The organism is Enterovibrio nigricans DSM 22720 (assembly GCF_900167155.1).
GTDB classification, from domain to species: Bacteria; Pseudomonadota; Gammaproteobacteria; order Enterobacterales; family Vibrionaceae; genus Enterovibrio; species Enterovibrio nigricans.
Window position 1 is genome coordinate 68215 of sequence record NZ_FUXU01000004.1, and the last position, 20688, is coordinate 88902.

General features: G+C 48.8%; 17 protein-coding genes. 10 read left to right on the top strand and 7 right to left on the bottom strand.

Going from position 1 to position 20688, the window contains the following annotated elements; all coding sequences use genetic code 11:
• Positions 1-2: 2 nt before the first annotated feature.
• Positions 3-644 carry a peptide-methionine (S)-S-oxide reductase MsrA gene (gene msrA / locus B5D35_RS02655; protein WP_078751059.1) on the bottom strand — a complete coding sequence of 214 codons (642 nt, stop codon included), beginning with the start codon at positions 642-644 and terminating at the stop codon, positions 3-5.
• A gap of 153 nt (positions 645-797) precedes the next feature.
• Between msrA and tamA the strand changes: the two genes are divergently transcribed.
• Both tamA and tamB read left to right on the top strand, forming a co-directional pair.
• Positions 798-2519, top strand: a complete 1722-nt coding sequence (tamA, locus tag B5D35_RS02660; protein WP_342068295.1) for an autotransporter assembly complex protein TamA — start codon at positions 798-800, stop codon at positions 2517-2519.
• The gene (tamB, locus tag B5D35_RS02665) at positions 2516-6247 is read left to right on the top strand and encodes an autotransporter assembly complex protein TamB (protein ID WP_170915116.1); all 3732 of its coding nucleotides are present in this window, start codon (positions 2516-2518) and stop codon (positions 6245-6247) included. Before tamA ends, tamB begins: the two co-directional genes overlap by 4 nt.
• Before the next feature lie 68 nt (positions 6248-6315).
• Here tamB and fbp read toward each other — a convergent pair whose 3' ends face one another.
• Positions 6316-7332 carry a class 1 fructose-bisphosphatase gene (gene fbp / locus B5D35_RS02670; protein WP_078751062.1) on the bottom strand — a complete coding sequence of 339 codons (1017 nt, stop codon included), beginning with the start codon at positions 7330-7332 and terminating at the stop codon, positions 6316-6318.
• Between the two features lie 383 nt (positions 7333-7715).
• Here fbp and mpl point away from each other — a divergent pair, with 383 nt between their 5' ends.
• Together mpl and B5D35_RS02680 are read left to right on the top strand one after the other, a co-directional pair.
• Positions 7716-9089, top strand: coding sequence for a UDP-N-acetylmuramate:L-alanyl-gamma-D-glutamyl-meso-diaminopimelate ligase (gene mpl / locus B5D35_RS02675; RefSeq protein ID WP_078751063.1), 1374 nt, complete (start codon positions 7716-7718; stop codon positions 9087-9089).
• The gene (locus B5D35_RS02680) at positions 9082-9711 is read left to right on the top strand and encodes a flavin prenyltransferase UbiX (protein WP_078751064.1); all 630 of its coding nucleotides are present in this window, start codon (positions 9082-9084) and stop codon (positions 9709-9711) included. Before mpl ends, B5D35_RS02680 begins: the two co-directional genes overlap by 8 nt.
• 65 nt (positions 9712-9776) lie before the next feature.
• Here B5D35_RS02680 and B5D35_RS02685 read toward each other — a convergent pair whose 3' ends face one another.
• From B5D35_RS02685 to argR, 3 genes are all read right to left on the bottom strand, one after another.
• A complete protein-coding gene (locus B5D35_RS02685; protein ID WP_078751065.1) occupies positions 9777-10217 on the bottom strand; it encodes a universal stress protein in 441 nt (146 codons plus the stop codon).
• A gap of 49 nt (positions 10218-10266) precedes the next feature.
• Positions 10267-12825, bottom strand: a complete 2559-nt coding sequence (locus tag B5D35_RS02690) for a TRAP transporter permease (protein ID WP_078751112.1) — start codon at positions 12823-12825, stop codon at positions 10267-10269.
• A 559-nt stretch (positions 12826-13384) separates the two neighbouring features.
• Positions 13385-13855 (bottom strand): transcriptional regulator ArgR, encoded by a 471-nt coding sequence (gene argR, locus B5D35_RS02695; protein WP_078751066.1) that lies wholly within the window; start codon positions 13853-13855, stop codon positions 13385-13387.
• Between the two features lie 304 nt (positions 13856-14159).
• Between argR and mdh the strand changes: the two genes are divergently transcribed.
• Positions 14160-15095 carry a malate dehydrogenase gene (mdh, locus tag B5D35_RS02700; RefSeq protein ID WP_078751067.1) on the top strand — a complete coding sequence of 312 codons (936 nt, stop codon included), beginning with the start codon at positions 14160-14162 and terminating at the stop codon, positions 15093-15095.
• A gap of 57 nt (positions 15096-15152) precedes the next feature.
• Here mdh and B5D35_RS02705 read toward each other — a convergent pair whose 3' ends face one another.
• The gene (locus B5D35_RS02705; protein WP_078751113.1) at positions 15153-15836 is read right to left on the bottom strand and encodes a DUF3313 domain-containing protein; all 684 of its coding nucleotides are present in this window, start codon (positions 15834-15836) and stop codon (positions 15153-15155) included.
• A gap of 65 nt (positions 15837-15901) precedes the next feature.
• Entirely contained in the window at positions 15902-16873 is a 972-nt protein-coding gene (gene ispB / locus B5D35_RS02710) for an octaprenyl diphosphate synthase (protein ID WP_078751068.1), read from the bottom strand.
• Between the two features lie 271 nt (positions 16874-17144).
• Here ispB and rplU point away from each other — a divergent pair, with 271 nt between their 5' ends.
• The 5 genes from rplU to B5D35_RS02735 all read left to right on the top strand — a co-directional run bounded on the left by rplU (position 17145) and on the right by B5D35_RS02735 (position 20684).
• A complete protein-coding gene (rplU, locus tag B5D35_RS02715; protein WP_078751069.1) occupies positions 17145-17456 on the top strand; it encodes a 50S ribosomal protein L21 in 312 nt (103 codons plus the stop codon).
• Between the two features lie 17 nt (positions 17457-17473).
• A complete protein-coding gene (rpmA, locus tag B5D35_RS02720; RefSeq protein WP_002536479.1) occupies positions 17474-17731 on the top strand; it encodes a 50S ribosomal protein L27 in 258 nt (85 codons plus the stop codon).
• 402 nt (positions 17732-18133) lie between these two features.
• Complete coding sequence (gene cgtA, locus B5D35_RS02725; RefSeq protein ID WP_078751070.1) at positions 18134-19318, top strand: Obg family GTPase CgtA; 1185 nt, start codon at positions 18134-18136, stop codon at positions 19316-19318.
• A 137-nt stretch (positions 19319-19455) separates the two neighbouring features.
• Positions 19456-20223 carry a threonine/serine exporter family protein gene (locus B5D35_RS02730; protein ID WP_078751071.1) on the top strand — a complete coding sequence of 256 codons (768 nt, stop codon included), beginning with the start codon at positions 19456-19458 and terminating at the stop codon, positions 20221-20223.
• Positions 20220-20684, top strand: coding sequence for a threonine/serine exporter family protein (locus B5D35_RS02735; protein ID WP_078751072.1), 465 nt, complete (start codon positions 20220-20222; stop codon positions 20682-20684). Before B5D35_RS02730 ends, B5D35_RS02735 begins: the two co-directional genes overlap by 4 nt.
• The last annotated feature ends 4 nt before the right edge of the window (positions 20685-20688 follow it).

Below are 20688 nucleotides of genomic sequence, written 5' to 3' on the forward strand. Positions count from 1 at the left end.
TTTTATCTTTCCCATGGTGGCAAGCAAACGCCTGTTCCGCCTAAGCCACAGTAACCGTTTGGATTTTTTGCCAAGTACTGTTGATGGTAGGTTTCCGCAAAGTAGTATGGCGCTGCTTGTGCGATTTCAGAGGTGATAGCCCCTGACATCCCTTCACCCTTAAGCGCTGTTTGGTAAGCTTCCTTGCTGGTCAATGCTATACGTTCCTGTTCAGGGGTAAAACAGTAAATGGCAGAGCGGTACTGCGTCCCTACGTCGTTTCCTTGACGCATACCTTGTGTGGGGTCGTGGCTCTGCCAAAAATGCGTCAGAATCGTCTCCAGGCTGATTTTGGTAGGGTCAAATACAACCTGGACCACTTCGGCATGGCCTGTTTGTGCAGTGCATACATCTTGGTATGTAGGATTTACTGTGTAACCGCCGCTATAACCAACGGATGTCAAGGTAACGCCATCCAGCTTCCAAAAGAGTCGCTCGGCTCCCCAAAAGCATCCCATCCCCAGTAAAATCTGCTCTTCGCCGGGAAGTACGGCCTTACTGAGTGTGCGGCCATTGACGGCATGAGCCTCAGACGGAATAATTTCCTGCACTCTGTCAGGAATGGCTTGTTCAGCATTGATAGCGATTTGTTTTGCGTTGTGCATGGCGTGACTCCTTGTCGACTGTCATCTTAGACTCAGTTTTATTATGCTTTGATGCACATTTGCAACAGCGCATAGCACCAGGTTCAAGGTCATACTGTGGTGAATTTTGTTTCATTATGACTTTCAGGATGAGAATAAGACGTACGACTGATGATAATTAAACGATTAATACCTTGGGTGATTTGTAGCGTACTGGGCATGCCCGGGGTAGCAATCGCGGATGTTGATTTTGATATCAAGGGGCTCGATGACGGGTTAAAAGATAACGTTGAGGTTTACCTCGATGCCATTTCTCAAAACGATCGGCGTATCGATTTTCGACTTCAATCCCGCGTAACAGATGAAGCAACCAAAGCGCTGCAAGCCTTGGGCTACTTTGACCCTAACATTACATTCTCCATCGAAGATCAACAATCTGACACGGATGCGACCGTCGTGCTGAATATTGACCCGGGAAAGCCGGTGATTATTTCAGACGTCGATATTCAGATGCTGGGTGGCGCATCTAGCGACCCTGCTTTCAAGACATTATTGGAAACTGCGCCCCAAAAAGGCGATGTACTCAATCAGGGCCAATATGATGCCTTGAAATCTTCGATTCAGAGCTTAGCTGTTCGCCGCGGGTATTTTGATGCGGAATACTCCCTCGCCAAACTTGAAGTTGCGCCAGGGCTCCATAAAGCGTTCATTCGACTGCATTTTGACAGTGGTGTCCGCTACCGTTTCGGGCCGACCATTTATCACAACAGTCAAATCAATGAAGATCGATTGGACAGTATGATGGCGTTCAAAGAAGGCGATCCTTATCTTGTTAGTGATTTAGGTGCTTTCAATCAAGCGTTGTCGAATACGGGGTGGTTTTCGTCAGTGCTTGTGGAGGCGGGGTTGGATGACCTTCGGGATGGTCGAGTTCCTATCGCTGTCAGTTTGGATCCCGCGCCGCGAAACCAGTTCGAAACGGGTATTGGTTATTCTACGGACACTGGGCCTCGCGTAAAAATTGGTTGGCGCAAACCTTGGTTTAATAGCCGTGGGCATAGCCTCAATACCGATCTTTACGTGTCAAAACCGAAGCAAACACTGGAGTCTACGTACAAAATCCCGCTTGAGGATGTTGAGCGCGAGTATTACCAAGTTCAGCTCGGTCTGGAAAACCTGGATAACAACGACACGAAAAGCCTCGAATGGACTTCATCCATTTCTCGCCACTGGAAATATGATACGGGCTGGCAACGCTCGTTGTATTTGCGCTGGCTGTATTCTGACTACACGCAAGGTGCCGTTTCGAACGAATCCAACCTGATCCTGCCTGGTATCAACTTCTCTCGCGTGCGAAGCCGCGGCGGAGCGATGCCCTATTGGGGGGACAAGCAATCTATTACATTCGAAGCGGGCGATCCTGCTTTGCTCTCGGACATCCGACTGTTTCGCATGATAGGTCAGACAGCGTGGATTCGAAGTGCAAATGACGATAACCGTTTCTTGTTTCGTGCCAATGCAGGCGGTGTGTTTACCAGTGAATTTGAACGTGTGCCGCCGTCTTTGCGTTTCTTTGCGGGGGGTGACAACAGTATCCGAGGTTATAGCTACGAATCCATCTCTCCAAAAGATAACAACGGAAATTTGGAAGGGGGGAGCTATATGGCGACAGGCTCTCTTGAATATAACTATCGCGTGACCGGGAACTGGTGGGCGGCAGTCTTTACAGATGCTGGTGACGCTTGGACAACCAGTGATCCTGAATGGAAAACGTCGGTGGGCGTGGGTGTTCGTTGGGAATCCCCAGTTGGCCCCATCCGTCTTGATTTAGCACATGGCTTTGAAAATAAAGATGATGATTTCATGATCCACTTTAGTTTGGGTCCAGAGCTATGATGCGCTGGGTAAAACGTTTGACCCTCGCGGTCGTCTTGTTATTGGTTCTTCTTGTTATCAGTGTTGGTGCAATATTGCTGACACCGGTAGGCGTGAAACTGGCGGTATGGGGGGCACAAAAAGCCCTGCCAGAGTTGAAAATTGAAAAGGGCAGCGGTGCGCTGCTTAATGGCTTCTCCCTTGAGGGCGTTGCATTTGACATGCAGGGTGTGTCCGTGTCGGCCAAATCGCTGTATCTCGATATGAACAGCAAATGCCTGACCGGACCTGCCATTTGTGTTGATGCGCTGAATGCGGATGGCCTCAAGGTCAATGTTGGTGACACCGGACCGTCTGAAGAGACACCGCCATCGGAACCTATCACGTCTATTTCAACACCCATCCCAATATTCCTAAACGGTGTGTCTTTGACTGATATCGACCTCGATATTCTGGGTAACAAAGTGCACTGGGACAGCCTGACCACAGCAGCGCAAATGCAGCGTAGCACCTTGACGCTTAAGCCAACGCTTTGGCAAGGGATCAACGTCGAATTGGCCGAGTCAAAAGGTGAAACAGCAGCCAAGCCAGACAAATCACCTAAGCCGACGAAGCAGGCACTTACTTTGCCAGAGGTGAGCATTCCTCTGAATGTGGTTATCGAACGCTTTGAACTCAAAGACGTTGATCTGCTTTTACCTCAAGCACAGAAGGTGCATCACTTAGTGTTGCAAGGCCGTGCAGGTGGCAATGATGTCAGTATTCAACAACTTTTGTTGGATGCGCAGCAAGGCAAGGTGACGCTAAGCGGCGATATAGCATTAAAAGGTGAGTACCCACTTACCCTTGATGCAAAAGCCGGCATTCGTATGGCGCCGCTTGACGGTCATTCCTTAACACTGGATGCAAAAGGTGACTTAAGTTCGCTGGAGCTGAAAGCCGACTTAACCGGAACCTTGCTGGCAAAACTCACAGGCAAACTGAATGTACTCGACCCTGACTTGCCCTTTGAAGCGTTGCTGACCAGTCGAAATCTTCAATGGCCGATAGATGATTCGGTACCTGACTACCGCTTGGCGGCATCGGCGTTGCGTGCCAGTGGCAGCCTGAAAGGCTACCGCGCCACCTTGAAAACGGCCGCGTCGGGCAAGGAAATTCCTGATATCACATTGAAGACCCAGTTGAGTGGCGATTTGTCCAAAATTGCGTTGGGCAATCTTGAGCTCGACACCTTGGGGGGCGACATCAAAGGCTCTGCCAGTGTTGATTGGTCAGAATTAGTGAAATGGGAAACTGCGTTGACCTTCACTGACATTCAACCCGGACTGCAATGGCCAGAAGCGGAAGGGATGCTGAGTGGCAAAATCAAAAACGACGGTGAATTGACGAAAGCTGGGGGCTGGAAAGTTAATGTACCGGAACTTGATGTACAGGGAGATATTCGAAATCAGGCCCTGACGTTGAAAGGGCAGGTCGCAGCCTCTGATGTAAAAGGTAAAGGTGATATTCAACTCGACACTAAAGGGCTTTTACTCAGTCACGGCCCCAATGAAATTGCGGTAACAGGGCGTGTTAACGACCTGCTCGATTTGGATGTTGCAATAAAGCTGCCTTCGCTTGCTGCTTCTGTGCCGGATACCCATGGTGCAGTGCAAGGGGACATTTCACTGTCTGGCACCATTAAAGAACCTATCGCCACGCTTAATTTGACCGCGAATGCGCTGCGTTATCAAAACCTCGTATCGGTTGCGAACGCAAAAATCCGAGGTTCCCTCAAACCGCTGCCCGTTGTGAGTGGTGGTCTGATTGTGGATGTGAATGGCATTAATGCAGAAGGTGTCGACATAAACACCGTGGAGCTTCGAGCATCCGGTGATGAGGCTGAGCAGACGGTGTCTTTGAAGGTTGATGGCAAGCCTGTCGGTGCCGACATTGCGCTTCGGGGCAGTCTGGACAGAAAAAAAGGCTGGAAAGGTACGCTTTACAACTCAACGCTTCGCACGCCGGTAGGCCCTTGGGCACTGCAAAATGATGTCTCCCTTGGTTACGATCTCAAAACGGGGAAAGTGGATGTTGGCGCATTTTGCTGGGGGCAGAATCAAAGCCGTATTTGTCTAGATAAAGCGATCTCTGTTTCAGACAGTGGTGCGGCGATAGTGTCTGTTGACAAGTTCAACCTCGACATCATTCAATCATTCTTACCGAAGACAACGACATTGAGTGGTTCGGTCAACGCAAACGCAGATGTGGCCTGGAAACCCAATGCGCTACCCACAGTGAAAGCAACCGTTTCTTTGGGTAAGGGTGAAGTGGTTGAGCAACTTGATCAACCGTTCACGTTGGGTTGGGATAACATGGATATCAATGCTGCTTTAGTGGATGAAAAACTCACAGCGAATGCACAGCTTGACCTGACGAACAATGGATCAGTGGTGTTGGATGCCGACATGACCAATCTTTCAAGCCCCAAGAAAGTACTCAAAAGTACGTTAGGGATTGATACGATCAGCTTGTCCATGCTTCAACCTTTGCTTGGCGGAGATAGCAAGCTGGAAGGTTTGCTGAACGGTAAGGTGGTGTTAAACGGCGATCTGGATGCGCCAACAGCAGACGGTAACATCACATTGACGGACTTAAAACTGCAGAGCCTGTCTGCGCCGGTCGAAATTCGTCAGGGCCAAATGGCTATTTCGCTTAACGGCAAGCAAGGCGAGATCAACGGTAAAGTGGTGACACCCGATGGCGATCTGGTGTTGAAAGGTGAGGCAGATTGGCGTGATATCAATGCATGGCTTGCTTCGCTCAACGTCAAAGGCAAACACTTGAAAGTTGTGGTTCCACCAATGGTGGCACTGGAAGTCAGCCCTGACATGACACTCAAAGCCACACCCAAGCAAGTGGATGTCACGGGCAATGTGTCTGTACCGTGGGGCCGGATTATTGTTGAATCATTGCCGCCTTCTGCTGTTCAGGTTTCCAGTGATTTGGTGATTTTGAATGATGAGCTGAAACCGATCAGTGAAGACCAAAAAGATCCGATCACCATCAATGCTAAGATCAACGTCAACATTGGTGATGATGTCAGATTGGAAGCATTTGGTCTGAAAACCAACCTTGAAGGCAAGCTCGATGTACAGAGTAATAAGAAAGGCCCGAGTGTTGGTGGTGATGTGAATCTGGTGGACGGTACGTACAGTTCATTCGGCCAAGATTTGCTGATCAAAAAAGGGTTAATCCTTTTCAATGGCCCGCCTGAACAGCCGTATTTACAGGTGGAAGCAATACGAAACCCTGACAATATCGAAGACGGTGTTGAAGCGGGTATTCGCGTGACGGGGCCTGCCGATGCGCCGGAAGTACAAGTTTTCTCTGATCCGGCCATGCCTCAAGCAAATGCACTCTCTTATCTGACCCGTGGTCGTAATCTAGACAGCGAATCTGATGGGAATGCGATGACTTCTATGCTGATTAGCCTTGGATTATCGCAAAGCGGTAAACTGGTCGGAAAACTTGGTGAAGCGTTTGGTGTGCAGGATTTGACGGTGGATACTGCGGGAAGTGGGAACGATGAAAAAGTGGAAGTATCAGGCTACATTCTGCCCGGGCTTCAGGTGAAATATGGCGTGGGAATCTTCACCAGTTTGCCGGAGTTTACGGTGCGATATCGCTTGATCAAAGATTTGTATTTGGAAGCAGTATCGGGGGCTGATAATGCCGTTGATTTGCTTTATCAGTTCAGCATCAAGTAACCCTCTTCTCTCGATTAAAAGCCCGCATTCGCGGGCTTTTTTACACTCAAGCCAAAGGTTCGTTGGCGTTATTCGTCGTCAGGGTATTCCGCTAAAAATGCTTCGGTTTTCTCCACCATGTTGGTTGATCCGACGAAGAAAGGCACCCGTTGATGCAACTCGGTTGGTTTAATGTCCATGATGCGGCGATGTCCATCGGATGCTTTACCCCCCGCTTGCTCGATGATAAATGCCATTGGATTACACTCATACAATAAGCGGAGTTTTCCACTCGGGTAAGCCGCTGTGCTGGGGTACAGGAATATCCCACCTTTGAGCATGTTACGGTGGAAGTCTGATACCAACGAGCCGATATAGCGTGAAGAGTATGGGCGGCTATCTTCCGGTACATTTTCCTGACAGTACTTGATGTACTTTTTGATGCCTAACGGAAAGCGGATGTAGTTCCCTTCATTGATAGAGTAGAGCTTTCCGTCTTTTGGAATCGTCATGCTTTCGTGCGAGAGGCAAAAAGCCCCAATTGATGGGTCATAGGTAAACCCGTGGACACCATTGCCAGTGGTGTAAACCAGCATGGTCGAAGAGCCGTAGATGATGTATCCCGCGGCAACCTGTTGACTCCCTGGTTGCAGGAAGTCTTCTATTGTGGCGGGTTGGCCGATAGGTGAGACACGACGATAGATGGAGAAAATGGTGCCGACAGATACATTCACATCTATGTTTGATGAGCCATCAAGCGGATCCATCAAGATGACGTATTTGGCATTTCGACTGATCTCTGAGTCGAAAATGACCGCTTCGTCTTCTTCCTCACTGGCAACACCGCAGACTTGATCACGCGCTGCCATGGCGGCTTTGAATTTTTCGTTGGCGTAAACGTCGAGTTTTTGTTGTTCTTCTCCCTGAACGTTTTCACCGCCAAACGCGCCAGTGATATCCGCCAAACCGGCTTTATTGATTTCTCGATTGACGATTTTCGCGGCCAGTCGAATGGATGAGAGTAGAGAGCTCAGCTCCCCGCTGGCATTTGGGTATTCATGTTGTTTTTCAACGATGAATTCGCCCAGTGTACGCATATCGGACATTTCAGATCCTTTTGATGTCTGAGAACGGATTCTTGGGTAAGATGCTTTATAACCCAATAACCTGAAATGCTGAGCATTCAGGGTATTTAGGGATGTAAACTGCAAGCGATAAAACAGGAAAAGCACCTGATGACTACGCTGACTTTCTTCGATGCAGTAAGCGTCAATAGAGTCACAAAGCTCATATTCGCCAGAAAGTTCTGCAATAACTGGATAGAAAATCAACTTGTTGCAAAGTTTATAGTGTAGAACTTTTTATTCGTAACGAAGTAATTTGGACGTATTCGGAACTGTGATCCGTAAAAGGGGAAATGGCCTGTTTGGCACATGAATTTTCTCTGAGCAGTTGCGATCGACCACTGTTTCTTGGCTGACTAGAACCTATGCATATACATATTTTGGGCATCTGCGGCACCTTTATGGGCGGCGCAGCCATTTTGGCAAGACAACTGGGCCATAAGGTGACAGGTTGCGATGCCAATGTTTATCCCCCTATGAGCACACTGCTGGAGTCTCAGGGCATTGAGATAATTCAAGGGTACGATCCTTCTCAGCTGGATCCTGCCCCAGATTTGGTTGTGATTGGTAACGCCATGAGCCGTGGGAATCCCTGCGTGGAATATGTTCTCAATAAGAACCTGAATTACACCTCAGGCCCTCAATGGCTGTTGGACTTCTTGCTAAAAGACCGCTGGGTTATGGCGGTGGCTGGTACACACGGTAAAACGACCACAGCCAGTATGCTGGCTTGGGTATTGGAAGATTGCGGCTATGAACCGGGATACCTGATTGGCGGTGTACCCGGCAACGTTGGCGTATCCGCCCGGTTGGGCGAGAGCATGTTTTTTGTCGTAGAAGCGGATGAATATGACAGCGCTTTCTTCGACAAACGATCCAAGTTCGTTCACTACCATCCGCGCACACTGATCCTGAATAATCTGGAATTCGATCACGCTGACATCTTTGATGATCTTGCCGCGATCCAAAAACAGTTCCACCATCTGGTGCGTACAGTCCCTGGCATTGGGCGCATTATCGCGCCATCTAACGATCAGAACATTGCGGATACGCTCAAAAAAGGCTGCTGGAGCGAGCTGGAATACGCGGGTGAAGATGGCACCTGGAAAGCTGAGAAGCTCAAAACGGACGGAAGTGAGTTCAATGTCTGGTTTGAAGGTGTTTGCGTTGGCAAGGTGACTTGGGACTTGGTCGGTGATCATAACGTGAGCAATGCTTTGATGACGGTTGCTGCCGCGCGGCATGTGGGTGTCACGCCGGATTTAGCTTGTGACGCTTTGGGTAAGTTTATCAATACCAAACGCCGTCTTGAACACAAAGGCGAATTCGGTGGTGTGACGGTTTACGACGATTTTGCACACCATCCAACCGCGATTAAAACGACGCTGGAAGGTCTTCGCGCCAAAGTCGGTGAGTGTCGTATCGTTGCGGTGCTGGAGCCTCGTTCAAACACCATGAAGATGGGCGTACATAAAGATGACATTGCACCGTCACTGGATGCGGCAGATGAAATCATTATGTTCCATCCCGAAGAGATAGAATGGGACGTCACGGAAGTGGCTAAACGCTGTAAAGCCCCATCGTCAGTTTATCGTGATATTGATGATCTGGTAGACGCGGTTGTGAGGAATGCACAAGCAGGGGATGTCGTGCTGGTGATGAGCAATGGCGGTTTTGGCGGCATTCACGGTAAATTACAGTTTGCATTGGAAAACAGCGTACAGGAAGCTCATGGCTAACTCTGACAACGACAAACGCATTACGCTGGTATGGAGCGGGGCATCTGGGGCACCTTACGGACTCCGGTTGCTTGAGTGCTTGTTAGCCGCAGAGTATGAAGTCTATCTTTTGATTTCATCTGCTGCCCGTGTCGTGCTAGCAACTGAACATGGTCTCAAGCTGCCAGCTGGACCTGATGCGGCGAAAACGGCTTTGATTGAACATCTTAATGCACCAACCGATAAGTTGGTTGTCTGCGGCAAGGAGGACTGGTTTTCACCTGTAGCCTCTGGATCTGCAGCGCCGAAAAAAATGGTGGTGTGTCCGTGTTCTGCGGGATCGTTGGCGGCGATTGCACATGGTATGTCAGACAATCTCGCCGAACGCGCTGCGGATGTTGTATTGAAGGAGCGTGGCCAATTGCTGCTGGTGGTGCGTGAAACGCCATTTTCGACGCTGCATCTGGAAAACATGCTCAAGCTTTCCAAAATGGGCGTAACCATTATGCCCGCGGCGCCGGGATTCTATCATCAGCCAAATACCATCGAGGACTTGGTCGATTTTATGGTGGCGCGGATCCTGGACCATTTGGGGATCGAACAGGTGTTGGTGCCGCGCTGGGGCTATGACCAGCGGAAATAGGCAAAGGCTCAGCGAAATAGAAAAAGGCGGTGATACCGCCTTTTTTACATCTACATTGTCTGTAATTAATCAGTTTGTGGTTTTAGGATCAGTACGTTGACCTTGGATTGTTCCAATACTTTTGACGCCACGGAGCCGATGATGAGCTTATTCGCTCTCGAACGTTTGTGGCTTGGCATGATGATTAGGTCGCAGCCGAGTGACTCCGCCGTTTTCACGATGGCTTTGTAAGGTTTACCTTCTGCCACGGATAAATCGTATGCCACACCATCCGGCATCATGCGCTCAGCAAAGGCTTTGAGATTATTTCTGACATCCTGCTTCATTTGCCTCGCGGCATCCTCCGGAAAATATGACTGCACCATTGAGTTGTGAATACCTGGCAGGGCCGTCAGCAAGTGCAACGTAGCGCCTGTTTGTCCCGCCAACCAAATGGCATGCTCCACCGCTTTGTCAGCAAAGCTCTCATCATTCAAATCAACTGGCACAAGAATGTGTTTATACATTGATATTCTCTCTTTGTTTGTGATGAAAGGGGCCCGAAGGCCCCGGTAACTATGCGGTTTGTTTTATGCGGCGGCGCTGGTTCCATGCCAATGCACCGAGCAGCAAGAAGGTGGGGACGAATACCCATTCTTTCGATGGGCGCTCGGCTGGCGTGCTGACTTGAACAATTTCCCAGTCAAAGTCGATGCCCGCTTTTGAGGCAGGGCTGCCCCACTGGACCATGTCCACGACTTGTGCGCCATCTTCATCACGTAGCTCTAGACCAGTTGACATGATGCGTGCTAAGCCTTCCGCTTGTGCCATATCTACAGGCAGGTGAACGTGTTTGGTAACGATATCACCGTCGATGGTTTCACCACGAACTTGCAGGTTCAATGTTTGCCCATCTGGAAGCTTTTCTGCCACCTCGATAACTGCAGAACCTGGATAGTCGTTGGTCGGTGGATATAGCTGATCCCACCAATAATCAGGTCGGAACAAAGAGAAGGTAATCAGGAGTAAGAAGAGGGTTTCCCACCACGTATTTTTGGTAAACCACCAACCTTGCGTCGCGGCGGAGAACACCAACATGGCGACAGTGGCCGAGAGGATAGTCAGAATTAGGTGGACTGGGCCACTGATATCCATCAATAACAATTGTGTGTTAAAGATGAACATGAATGGCAAGATCGCGGTGCGAATGTCGTAGGTAAAGCCTTGAATACCTGTCTTGATCGGATCCGATTTTGCAATTGCAGCAGCGGCAAAGGCTGCGAGACCCACTGGTGGCGTATCATCAGCCAATATACCGAAGTAGAACACGAATAAGTGCACTGCGATGAGAGGTATGATCAGACCTTCTTGTGCACCCAAGGTGACAATAACGGGCGCCATGAGGGTGGAAACAACAATGTAGTTTGCTGTAGTAGGCAGGCCCATACCTAGGATCAAACTGATAATGGCTGTAAACAGCAACATCAGCATGATGTTACCGCCAGAGATAAACTCGACGAAGTCCGTCATGACCAAGCCAATCCCTGTCAGGGTGACAACGCCAACCACAATACCGGCGGCCGCCGTCGCGACACCGATACCAATCATGTTTCGTGCACCCGCGACAAAGCCTTCAGCCAAATCGATGAACCCATCTTTCAGTGCTTTACCAAAGTCCGAGTCACCTTTGAAGAATGCAATGAGTGGACGTTGGGTTACCACGATAAACATCATGAACAAAGTGGCCCAGAATGCAGATAGTCCCGGGGAGAAGCGCTCGACCATTAAGCACCAGACTAAGACAACGATAGGCAACAGATAGTAAAGCCCAGAGCGTACCGTTGGGCCTGGGTCAGGCAGTTCAGACAGGTCGGTATCCGCAGGATCTTCTACTGCCTCTTTCTTATATTGTGAGGAGTAGCGGACCAGCGCGATATAAGCGATGAAAATAACGACGGCAATGATTGGGCTTGCAGCAGCGCCGAAGACGTCTTTTGTCCAACCAATACCGTAGTAAACCGCAAAGCTCATCACGCAGATGCCAATCACGATGGTCACGAAGCTCAGCAGTGATTGCAACAAAGTGGATTGATGACGACGTGGCAGCCCAGTCATGCCTGCTTTGCACGCTTCAAGGTGAACGATATATATCAGGGCGATGTATGAAATGATGGCCGGTAAAATGGCCGCTCTGATCACTTCGATATAGGGTATGCCGACGTATTCTACCATCAGGAAGGCGGCAGCCCCCATGATAGGCGGTGTCAACTGACCATTGGTGGACGCTGCGACTTCTACTGCCCCTGCTTTTGTGCCGGGAAAGCCCACGCGTTTCATCAACGGGATCGTAAATACGCCAGTTGTGACCACATTGGCGATGGATGAGCCTGAGATCAAACCCGAAAGGCCTGAGGCGACGACCGCCGCTTTTGCTGGTCCTCCGCGCATATGGCCAAGCATAGAAAAGGCCACTTTGATGAAATAGCCGCCAGCACCTGCTTTATCCAACAAGGCACCAAATAAAACAAACAGGAAAACAAAAGACGTTGAAACGCCTAGCGCTACACCAAATACCCCTTCAGTGGTAAGCCACATGTGCGACATGGTTTTGTTCAGGCTCGCACCTTTATGAGCGATGACATCCGGCATGTGAGGGCCAGCGAAGGTGTATATCAAAAACACCAAAGCAACCACCATCAAAGGAGGTCCCAAGGCACGTCGAGTGGCTTCGAGTAAGAGGATCATCCCGGTAACGGCGACGACAATATCAAAGGACGTCGGTGCGCCGGCTCTAGATGCTAGCTCGGAATAGAAAAGGAAAAGGTATCCTGCTGAGAAACTTCCCGCGAGCGCGAATACCCAATCTTGCAAGGGGATGCGGTTTCTCGGAGAGCTTTTTAAGGCGGGATATGCGGTGAATGCCAGAAAGATAGCAAACGCCAGATGTATTGATCGCGCTTCTGTATCGTTGAGCGCGACAGTAAAGGGAGAGGCGTACCACAGCTGGAATATTGACCAGCACAAAGGAACAAACCAAAGGATTCTCCCCGGAATCCCGGATGGAGCGCGGGCTCCGGTGTCCGCCTGCGCGACGATATCCTGCGCGTCGAGGGGTGTCTCGGTCGTCTTCGTCATGCCATTGTCCTTTAATCGGCAAGTGATACCAATATCATTAACTATTTGTTCATTCAGGTCGGTGAAATCGATAAATACAACATTGATCGTTGCTGTGGTAGCTCTGCTAAACATCGGCAGTTTGCACTGTGTTTTAAGCGATTATTCCTACCCCATATGATGCGCAAATACTCAATTCAAATGGTTTAAAAGTGTAAAAACATCTGACATCAGTGGCTGATAAATCTCCTGTTGCTGACTTATCTTCACCGTGCGTTTTTTACGGATTTTTTCTCCGCCTCATGATATTTGGTGTAACGCGGACCTGCTTAAGGCTCAGTTTATTGTGTGGAAATTTGATGTTGTCGCTAGGGATCATAACAAATCCTTTCCCAAAATTTAAAACCGGAGAAATATTTTGTCATGACATTTCACATTGAAATGTGGTCTAGGAGTGGAGAAAAATACGAAAGTATTAATTTTGAGACAAAAGTTAGCGAGTGAAGGAGGTAGGGTGGCTAAAAAAATAGGCAGAGTGTCTTTTGTGACAGCCTGCCTTGTTGGGTTACGTTAAGTCTGACTAAGGGGTGTAGTCAAACAGACCACATACAGCGTCAAATAGCTGTGATGTGGACGTAGCGCGTGTCGGCGTAATGAAGATCGTATCGTCACCTGCGACGACACCCAGTATGCCTTCTGCTTTGCCTAATGAGTCGAGCAAGCGAGCAATAAGTTGCGCTGCTCCCGGGCCGGTATGGATAACAACAAGTGCATCGTTGTAATCAATATCCATGACCAGCTCTTTTAGCGGGCTGCTGGTGGTAGGCACGCCAAGCTCGACTGGCAGGCAGTACACCATTTCCATTTTAGCGTTGCGAGTCCGCACGGCACCAAATTTCGTTAGCATGCGAGAGACTTTTGACTGGTTTATATTTTCAAAGCCTTGCGCTTTCAGTGCATCGACGATTTCGCCCTGCGAGCTGAATTTCTCTTCTTTTAAGATCGCTTTAAACGCTTTTACCAATAGATCTTGTTTATCTGAATTGCGCATATGTCTTCTTTTTTCCCCGTGTCAGGATGGCGCATTTTTGCATAGTGATTCAGGCTGGGGCAATAAAATCAGCAGTAAAGTGACGCACCTATCACCTTTCAACCTAGCTGTCTGGTCAAAGAAGGAAAAATGAGAGGCTGGGCTTATCCTTAGAGTGATAAGCTTGTCGGCATCCTTTCAGGGCACGTATGATGCAGCTAGGTTTTATCATACGTACACCCGCTGATCTAAAAAGTAAACCATAGTGCGGGCCCTGTGCGTTAACCAAAGGTCTGAATTAAAAATTGTATATAAGGAGAACGAAATGAAAGTTGCTGTGATTGGCGCCGCCGGTGGCATTGGTCAAGCTTTAGCCCTGCTTTTGAAAAACCGTCTGCCTGCAGGTTCAGATCTGGCTTTGTATGACATAGCCCCTGTAACTCCAGGTGTTGCTGTGGATCTGAGCCATATCCCTACACCTGTCTCTATCAAAGGTTATTGCGGTGAAGATCCATCTCCAGCACTGGAAGGTGCTGACGTAGTACTGATTTCTGCAGGTGTTGCGCGTAAACCTGGCATGGATCGTTCAGATCTGTTCAATGTTAACGCGGGCATTGTTCGTTCTCTAAGTGAAAAGATTGCCGACGTGTGTCCAAAAGCACTGGTCGGTATCATTACTAACCCAGTAAATACTACCGTCGCTATCGCAGCGGAAGTGTTGAAAGCGAAAGGTGTTTACGATAAAAACCGTCTGTTCGGTGTGACAACACTGGATATTATCCGTTCTGAAACATTCGTAGCAGAACTGAAGGATAAAGATCCAGGCCAGGTGCGTGTACCTGTGATTGGTGGTCACTCGGGTGTGACGATTTTGCCTTTGCTGTCTCAAGTCGAAGGTGTTGAGTTTACGGAAGAAGAAGTGGCTGCGCTGACTCCTCGTATCCAAAATGCGGGTACTGAGGTTGTTGAAGCCAAAGCGGGTGGTGGCTCTGCAACGCTATCGATGGGTCAAGCGGCGTGTCGCTTTGGTCTGTCTCTTGTTCGCGCAGCTCAGGGCGAAGAAGGTGTTGTTGAGTGTGCTTATGTAGAAGGTGACGGTAAATACGCACGCTTCTTTGCACAACCTGTTCGTTTGGGTAAAAACGGCGTAGAAGAAATTCTGGATCATGGCCCGCTGAGCGCATTTGAGCAAAATGCTCTGGATGCGATGCTGGATACACTGCGCAACGACATTAAGCTAGGCGAAGAATTCGTTAAGTAATATTGTTGACGCAAAAGAAAAGCGGCCATTGGCCGCTTTTTTTTGTGTCCGTATTTCCTACTGGATAGCGATATTACCTTCCATAGTACGGCCTAGACGATCGACCCACCAATTGATCGCGTCTTTAGCGTCATCCAATGAATCGATCATAGTGGCAAGATCTTTGTTTCCCGATTCTCGATCAATCGCTGCGAAAAGAGGGCGATCGCTATTGGCATCACTAACGAGAAGCTCGACGGTTGCGCTACCGACATTGGTGTGTTCGCCCGTGGCGATCTTTGAAATCGTGGAGATTCCAAGTCCGACAGGCAGCAGACTGCTTGTCACGGCTAAAATGGGGTTAGGGGTTTCAACATTACTCAAAGCAATACTGAGGCGCAGCGTGTTCGCTTCAGGCTCTTCTACAATGCGCTTGAAAGGTATGATCTTTTCTTTTAATTGCGCCGCCATATAGGTCGTGAGTTCTTTGATTTGTTCGTCACTTAGTGGGTTGTCTTCCGTCGTCAGTACATAAATTCTGTCAATAACGACGGAGTCATATTGCGCGAGCTTGTTTGTTAGCCTTTCTTCACTGGGAAGGCCGACACGGGACCATACGAGATCAACACCGCCCTCAGGGCCCGCTTGAAAGTCTTCATAAGTCGTAAATTGGGTGGCGGGGATTCGGTTTCCGGTAGCACAGCCAAAAAGCAATGCGCTACTTAGCACGGCAATGGCCGCTTTTCTTAGGGTTGGCTTCAAAACGTCTTCCTTAGACTCAAAAACAAAACAAAAAAAACGCACCACATGGGTGCGTTAGGGACTGCTTACTTTTTGCGGTGGACTGCGATGAGTGCGAGGGATTTAAGTGCTTCTTTCTCTACGGATTCGGGAAGCGGCGTCAGCGCATCAATCGCTTTCTGCGCCTCTTCTTCGGCGCGCAGGCGCGCGTAGTCCAGCGATCCTACTTCTTCCATGCAAGCGAGAATAGGTTCAAGCTTGTCTAAGCCGTTACCTTGCTCGATCGCTTCACGGATCATCGAAGCTTGTTCAGGATTACCGTTAACCATGGCATGTAATAACGGTAGCGTCGGTTTACCTTCTGCAAGGTCATCACCTGTGTTCTTGCCCATTTCTTCGCCTTGTGAGGTGTAATCCATCACATCGTCGATCAATTGGAATGCCGTTCCTAAATAACGACCATAATCCTGAAGGGCAATTTCGATCTCTTCTGATGAATCAGCAAGGATTGCCCCAATCTGCGTTGCTGCTTCAAACAGTCTTGCCGTTTTGGAGTAAATAACCTGCATGTAGCTTTCTTCAGTGATGTCAGGATCGTTGCAGTTCATCAACTGCAGTACTTCACCTTCGGCGATCACATTGGTTGATTCACTCATGACATCAAGGATCCTTAAGGATCGAAGCTCTGTCATCATTTGAAATGCACGGGTATAGATGAAATCACCAACCAGTACACTGGCAGCGTTGCCAAACATGGCATTCGCGGTTGCTTTTCCACGGCGCAGATCAGATTCGTCGACCACATCATCGTGAAGCAAGGTAGCAGTATGAATGAATTCGATGAAAGCGGCTGCAGTAACGTGGCCTTCACCTTGATAGTTGAGTGCCTTTGCTGCCAGAACGGCAAGCATAGGGCGCAAACGCTTACCGCCGCCGCTGATGATATAAAAACCAAGTTGGTTAATTAGTGCGACGTCAGAATTAAGCTGCGCGAGTATTTTTTTATCCACTTTTGCCATATCATCGGCAGTAAGTGCTTGGATGGTGTTAAAATCCATTGATGCGTCCGGTCCAAGAGGAAGATTGCAGCGAAGCTGCTGTCTTTTTGGCGATGATAGTACACTAAAAAATCATACTCTACACAGTACTAACAACGGTATTTGAATTGGTTAATTGTAGTGGACAGGTTTTCGCCAATTTTCTTTCAATACCCCCTTGCCAGAATGCGATTCTTGCCGTAGAATTCGCGCCCTATTGATGAATTAAATGCGCACCCCTCACTGCACACTTTTTAGACGCGGTAGGCTGTGCGGAAATGCGGAGAAAACCATGTACGCAGTTTTCCAAAGTGGTGGTAAACAACACCGTGTAAGCGAAGGCCAAACAATTCGCTTGGAAAAGCTAGACTCTGAAACTGGCTCAACTGTTGAGTTTGATTCTGTTCTGCTGGTAGCTAACGGCGAAGAAATCACCGTTGGTGCACCGTTCGTAGCAGGCGGAAAAGTAACTGCTGAAGTAGTTACCCACGGTCGTGGCGACAAAGTGAAAATCGTTAAGTTCCGTCGTCGTAAGCATTCTCGTAAGCAAATGGGCCACCGTCAGTGGTTCACTGAAGTCAAAATCACTGGCATCAGCGCTTAATTTAGGAGAAGAGATAAATGGCACATAAAAAAGCTGGCGGTTCGACTCGTAACGGCCGTGATTCAGAAAGTAAACGTCTTGGTGTTAAGCGTTTCGGTGGCGAATCTGTACTTGCAGGTAACATCATCGTTCGTCAACGTGGTACTAAGTTCCACGCAGGCACTAACGTAGGTTGCGGTAAAGACCACACTCTTTTTGCTCTGTCTGATGGCAAAGTAAAATTCGAAGTTAAAGGTCCTAAAAACCGTAAATTCGTTAGCATCGAAGCTGAGTAATAGCAGCACTCGATACTAATTACGAAGCCCTGCCTTACGGCGGGGCTTTTTGTTGTATATCCAAGTGACTTTTGCGCTATGTCACATTTGTATAGCGGCACAGTTTAGACGTGACTTGGGTAGATAGCGCTCATTGGCGACAGAGCAGCTAATCTCGCGTCATTCGTTGTTCAACGAATACATGAAAGGATTTCGTCACGCGAACGTCACACCTGTCACGGTTGCATAATACCGTGGATATAGGAAGACGAATCTGAACGCTGGATGGTTTTTGATCCTAAGATCATTATGATCATCAACCAGAAGTGCTCCAGCAGGGTGCTGCTAATTCGCCATTGTTAACCCAATGACACGTAAAACCTTTTCTCGCGAAAAGGAAGTGAAGGGTATGGAGAAGAAGAAATGAAATTTGTAGATGAAGCGGTGATCCGCGTAGAAGCGGGAGATGGCGGTAACGGTACCGTTAGCTTCCGTCGTGAAAAATATGTACCGAAAGGTGGCCCTGATGGCGGCGATGGCGGCGACGGTGGTGACGTTTATCTGTTGGCAGATGAAAACCTTAACACACTGATTGACTACCGCTTTGAACGTTTCCATGCGGCTGAGCGTGGCGAAAATGGTCGTGGTGCAAACTGTACCGGCAAACGTGGTGACGATCTGATACTGCATGTACCTGTTGGTACGCGTGCGGTTGATGAAGATACTGGCGAGGTCATTGCCGATCTAACGCACCATGGTATGAAAATCATGGTGGCGAAAGGTGGTTGGCACGGTCTGGGTAATACCCGTTTTAAATCGTCAGTAAACCGCGCACCGCGTCAGAAGAGTATGGGCACCAAAGGTGAATTGCGTCACCTACGCCTGGAACTGCTTCTGCTTGCCGATGTAGGTATGCTTGGTTTACCAAACGCAGGTAAATCAACCTTTATCCGTGCTGTATCAGCGGCAAAACCAAAAGTGGCGGACTATCCGTTTACCACGCTGGTACCAAGCTTGGGTGTTGTTCGTGTTGCGGACAGCAAGAGCTTCGTTGTTGCCGATATTCCTGGTTTGATTGAGGGTGCTGCAGAAGGTGCGGGTCTGGGTATTCGTTTCTTGAAACACCTTGAGCGTTGCCGCGTCCTGTTACACATGATTGATCTGATGCCTGTCGATGGTTCGGATCCTGTGGACAATGCCTTTACCATCATTGAAGAGCTACAACGTTATAGCGACAAACTGGCAGACAAGCCTCGTTGGATCGTCTTTAACAAGCTGGATCTGATGTCTGACGAAGATGCTGAAGCGCAAATTGAGCGCGTGCTTGAGGCGTTGGCATGGGATGAGCCATACTATGGGATCTCTGCGATCAATCGTGGTAATACCCAACAGTTGACTTACGATCTCATGGAATTCATTGAGTCGCTACCTGCCGCTCTTGAACAACACGTTGAAGAAGAAGGCAAAGTAGAATTCAAGTGGGACGACTACCACGAGAAAGAGCTCAAGAAGCAGTCTGCGTCTGATGACGATGAAGACGATGAAGACGATGATTGGGATGATTGGAACGAAGATGACTACGACGTAGAAATCATCTACCGTCCGTAAATCAATGATTTTAGAAAACCGCCATTAATTGGCGGTTTTTTTTGCTCAAATCAAAGTATTTCTGCATGACCTGGCGTAAAACCGAAAACTTATATCATGAGTTTCAGGGAGAAAGGCGGGTGCAACAAGTCATAGGGATGAGCGAACCTGTACAGCGGGACATTTCCCGTTTGGTGAGCCACACAGGGCAAATGTTACTGCAGCACGGTGCGGAGAGTAAGTTGGTCAGTGATATGTGTTGTCGCCTTGGCGAGGCATTGGGGCTGGACAGTGTGGAGCTGTCTTTGTCTGCCAGCTCTATGGTGATCACGACAATTACGCATCAGCACTGCATTACAACAGCAAGGCGCTGCCCTGATCGTGGTATTAATATGCGGATCATTACGGAGATCCAGCGCATAGTGATCATGGCTGAAAAAGGATTACTTGATAGCGATGCGGTGAAAAAACGATTAGGTAAACTCTCGCCAGAGCGTTACAACCGATGGCTAGTCGCGGTCATGGTGGCGTTATCATGTGCAAGTTTTAGCAGGTTGTCAGGGGGAGACGCTGCGGTATTTATGGTTGCGTTTGTTGCGTCGTTCATTGGCATGTTAGTGAGACAGGAAATTGCCCATCGTCATTTTAATCCTCTACTGAATTTTGGCATTACCGCATTTGTCACTACGTTAGTCTCAAGTCTTGGCGCTATGCATCAGGTCGGGAACCAGCCTTACCTTGCTATGGCATCTTCAGTGCTCATGTTGGTACCCGGATTTCCGCTGATAAATGCAGTGTCGGACATGGTGAAGGGGTATATCAACATGGGAATTGCCCGCTGGGTGATGGCAAGCCTTCTTACGCTGGCAACCAGCCTCGGAATAATTGGTGCGATGAATCTGACGGGTATCTGGGGGTGGTTATGAGCCTTGTATTGGCATTGCTTCATGATATGGCATTTGCGGCTATTCCAGCGATTGGATTTGGCTTGGTATTCAATGTTCCAGCCAATGCACTTAAATACTGTGCACTCGGTGGCGCGCTGGGACATGGAAGTCGGTTTCTGATGATGCATTTTGGGGTGCCGATTGAGTGGGCGTCTCTCGGTGGTGCAAGCTTGGTTGGGATGATAGGCGTATATTGGTCACAACGTTTATTAGCGCACCCAAAAGTCTTCACCGTGGCGGCTATCATTCCCATGGTTCCGGGGGTTTTTGCGTTTAAAGCGATGATCGCGTTGGTTGAAATTAACAGTCTTGGGTACAGTGACACCTTGTGGGCCATGTTGATCAACAACGCGATCAGTGCGTTATTTATCATTGCAGCGTTAGCAATTGGTCTGGCGATGCCCGGCTTGTTGTTTTACCGGCGTCGACCTGTGGTGTAGCATG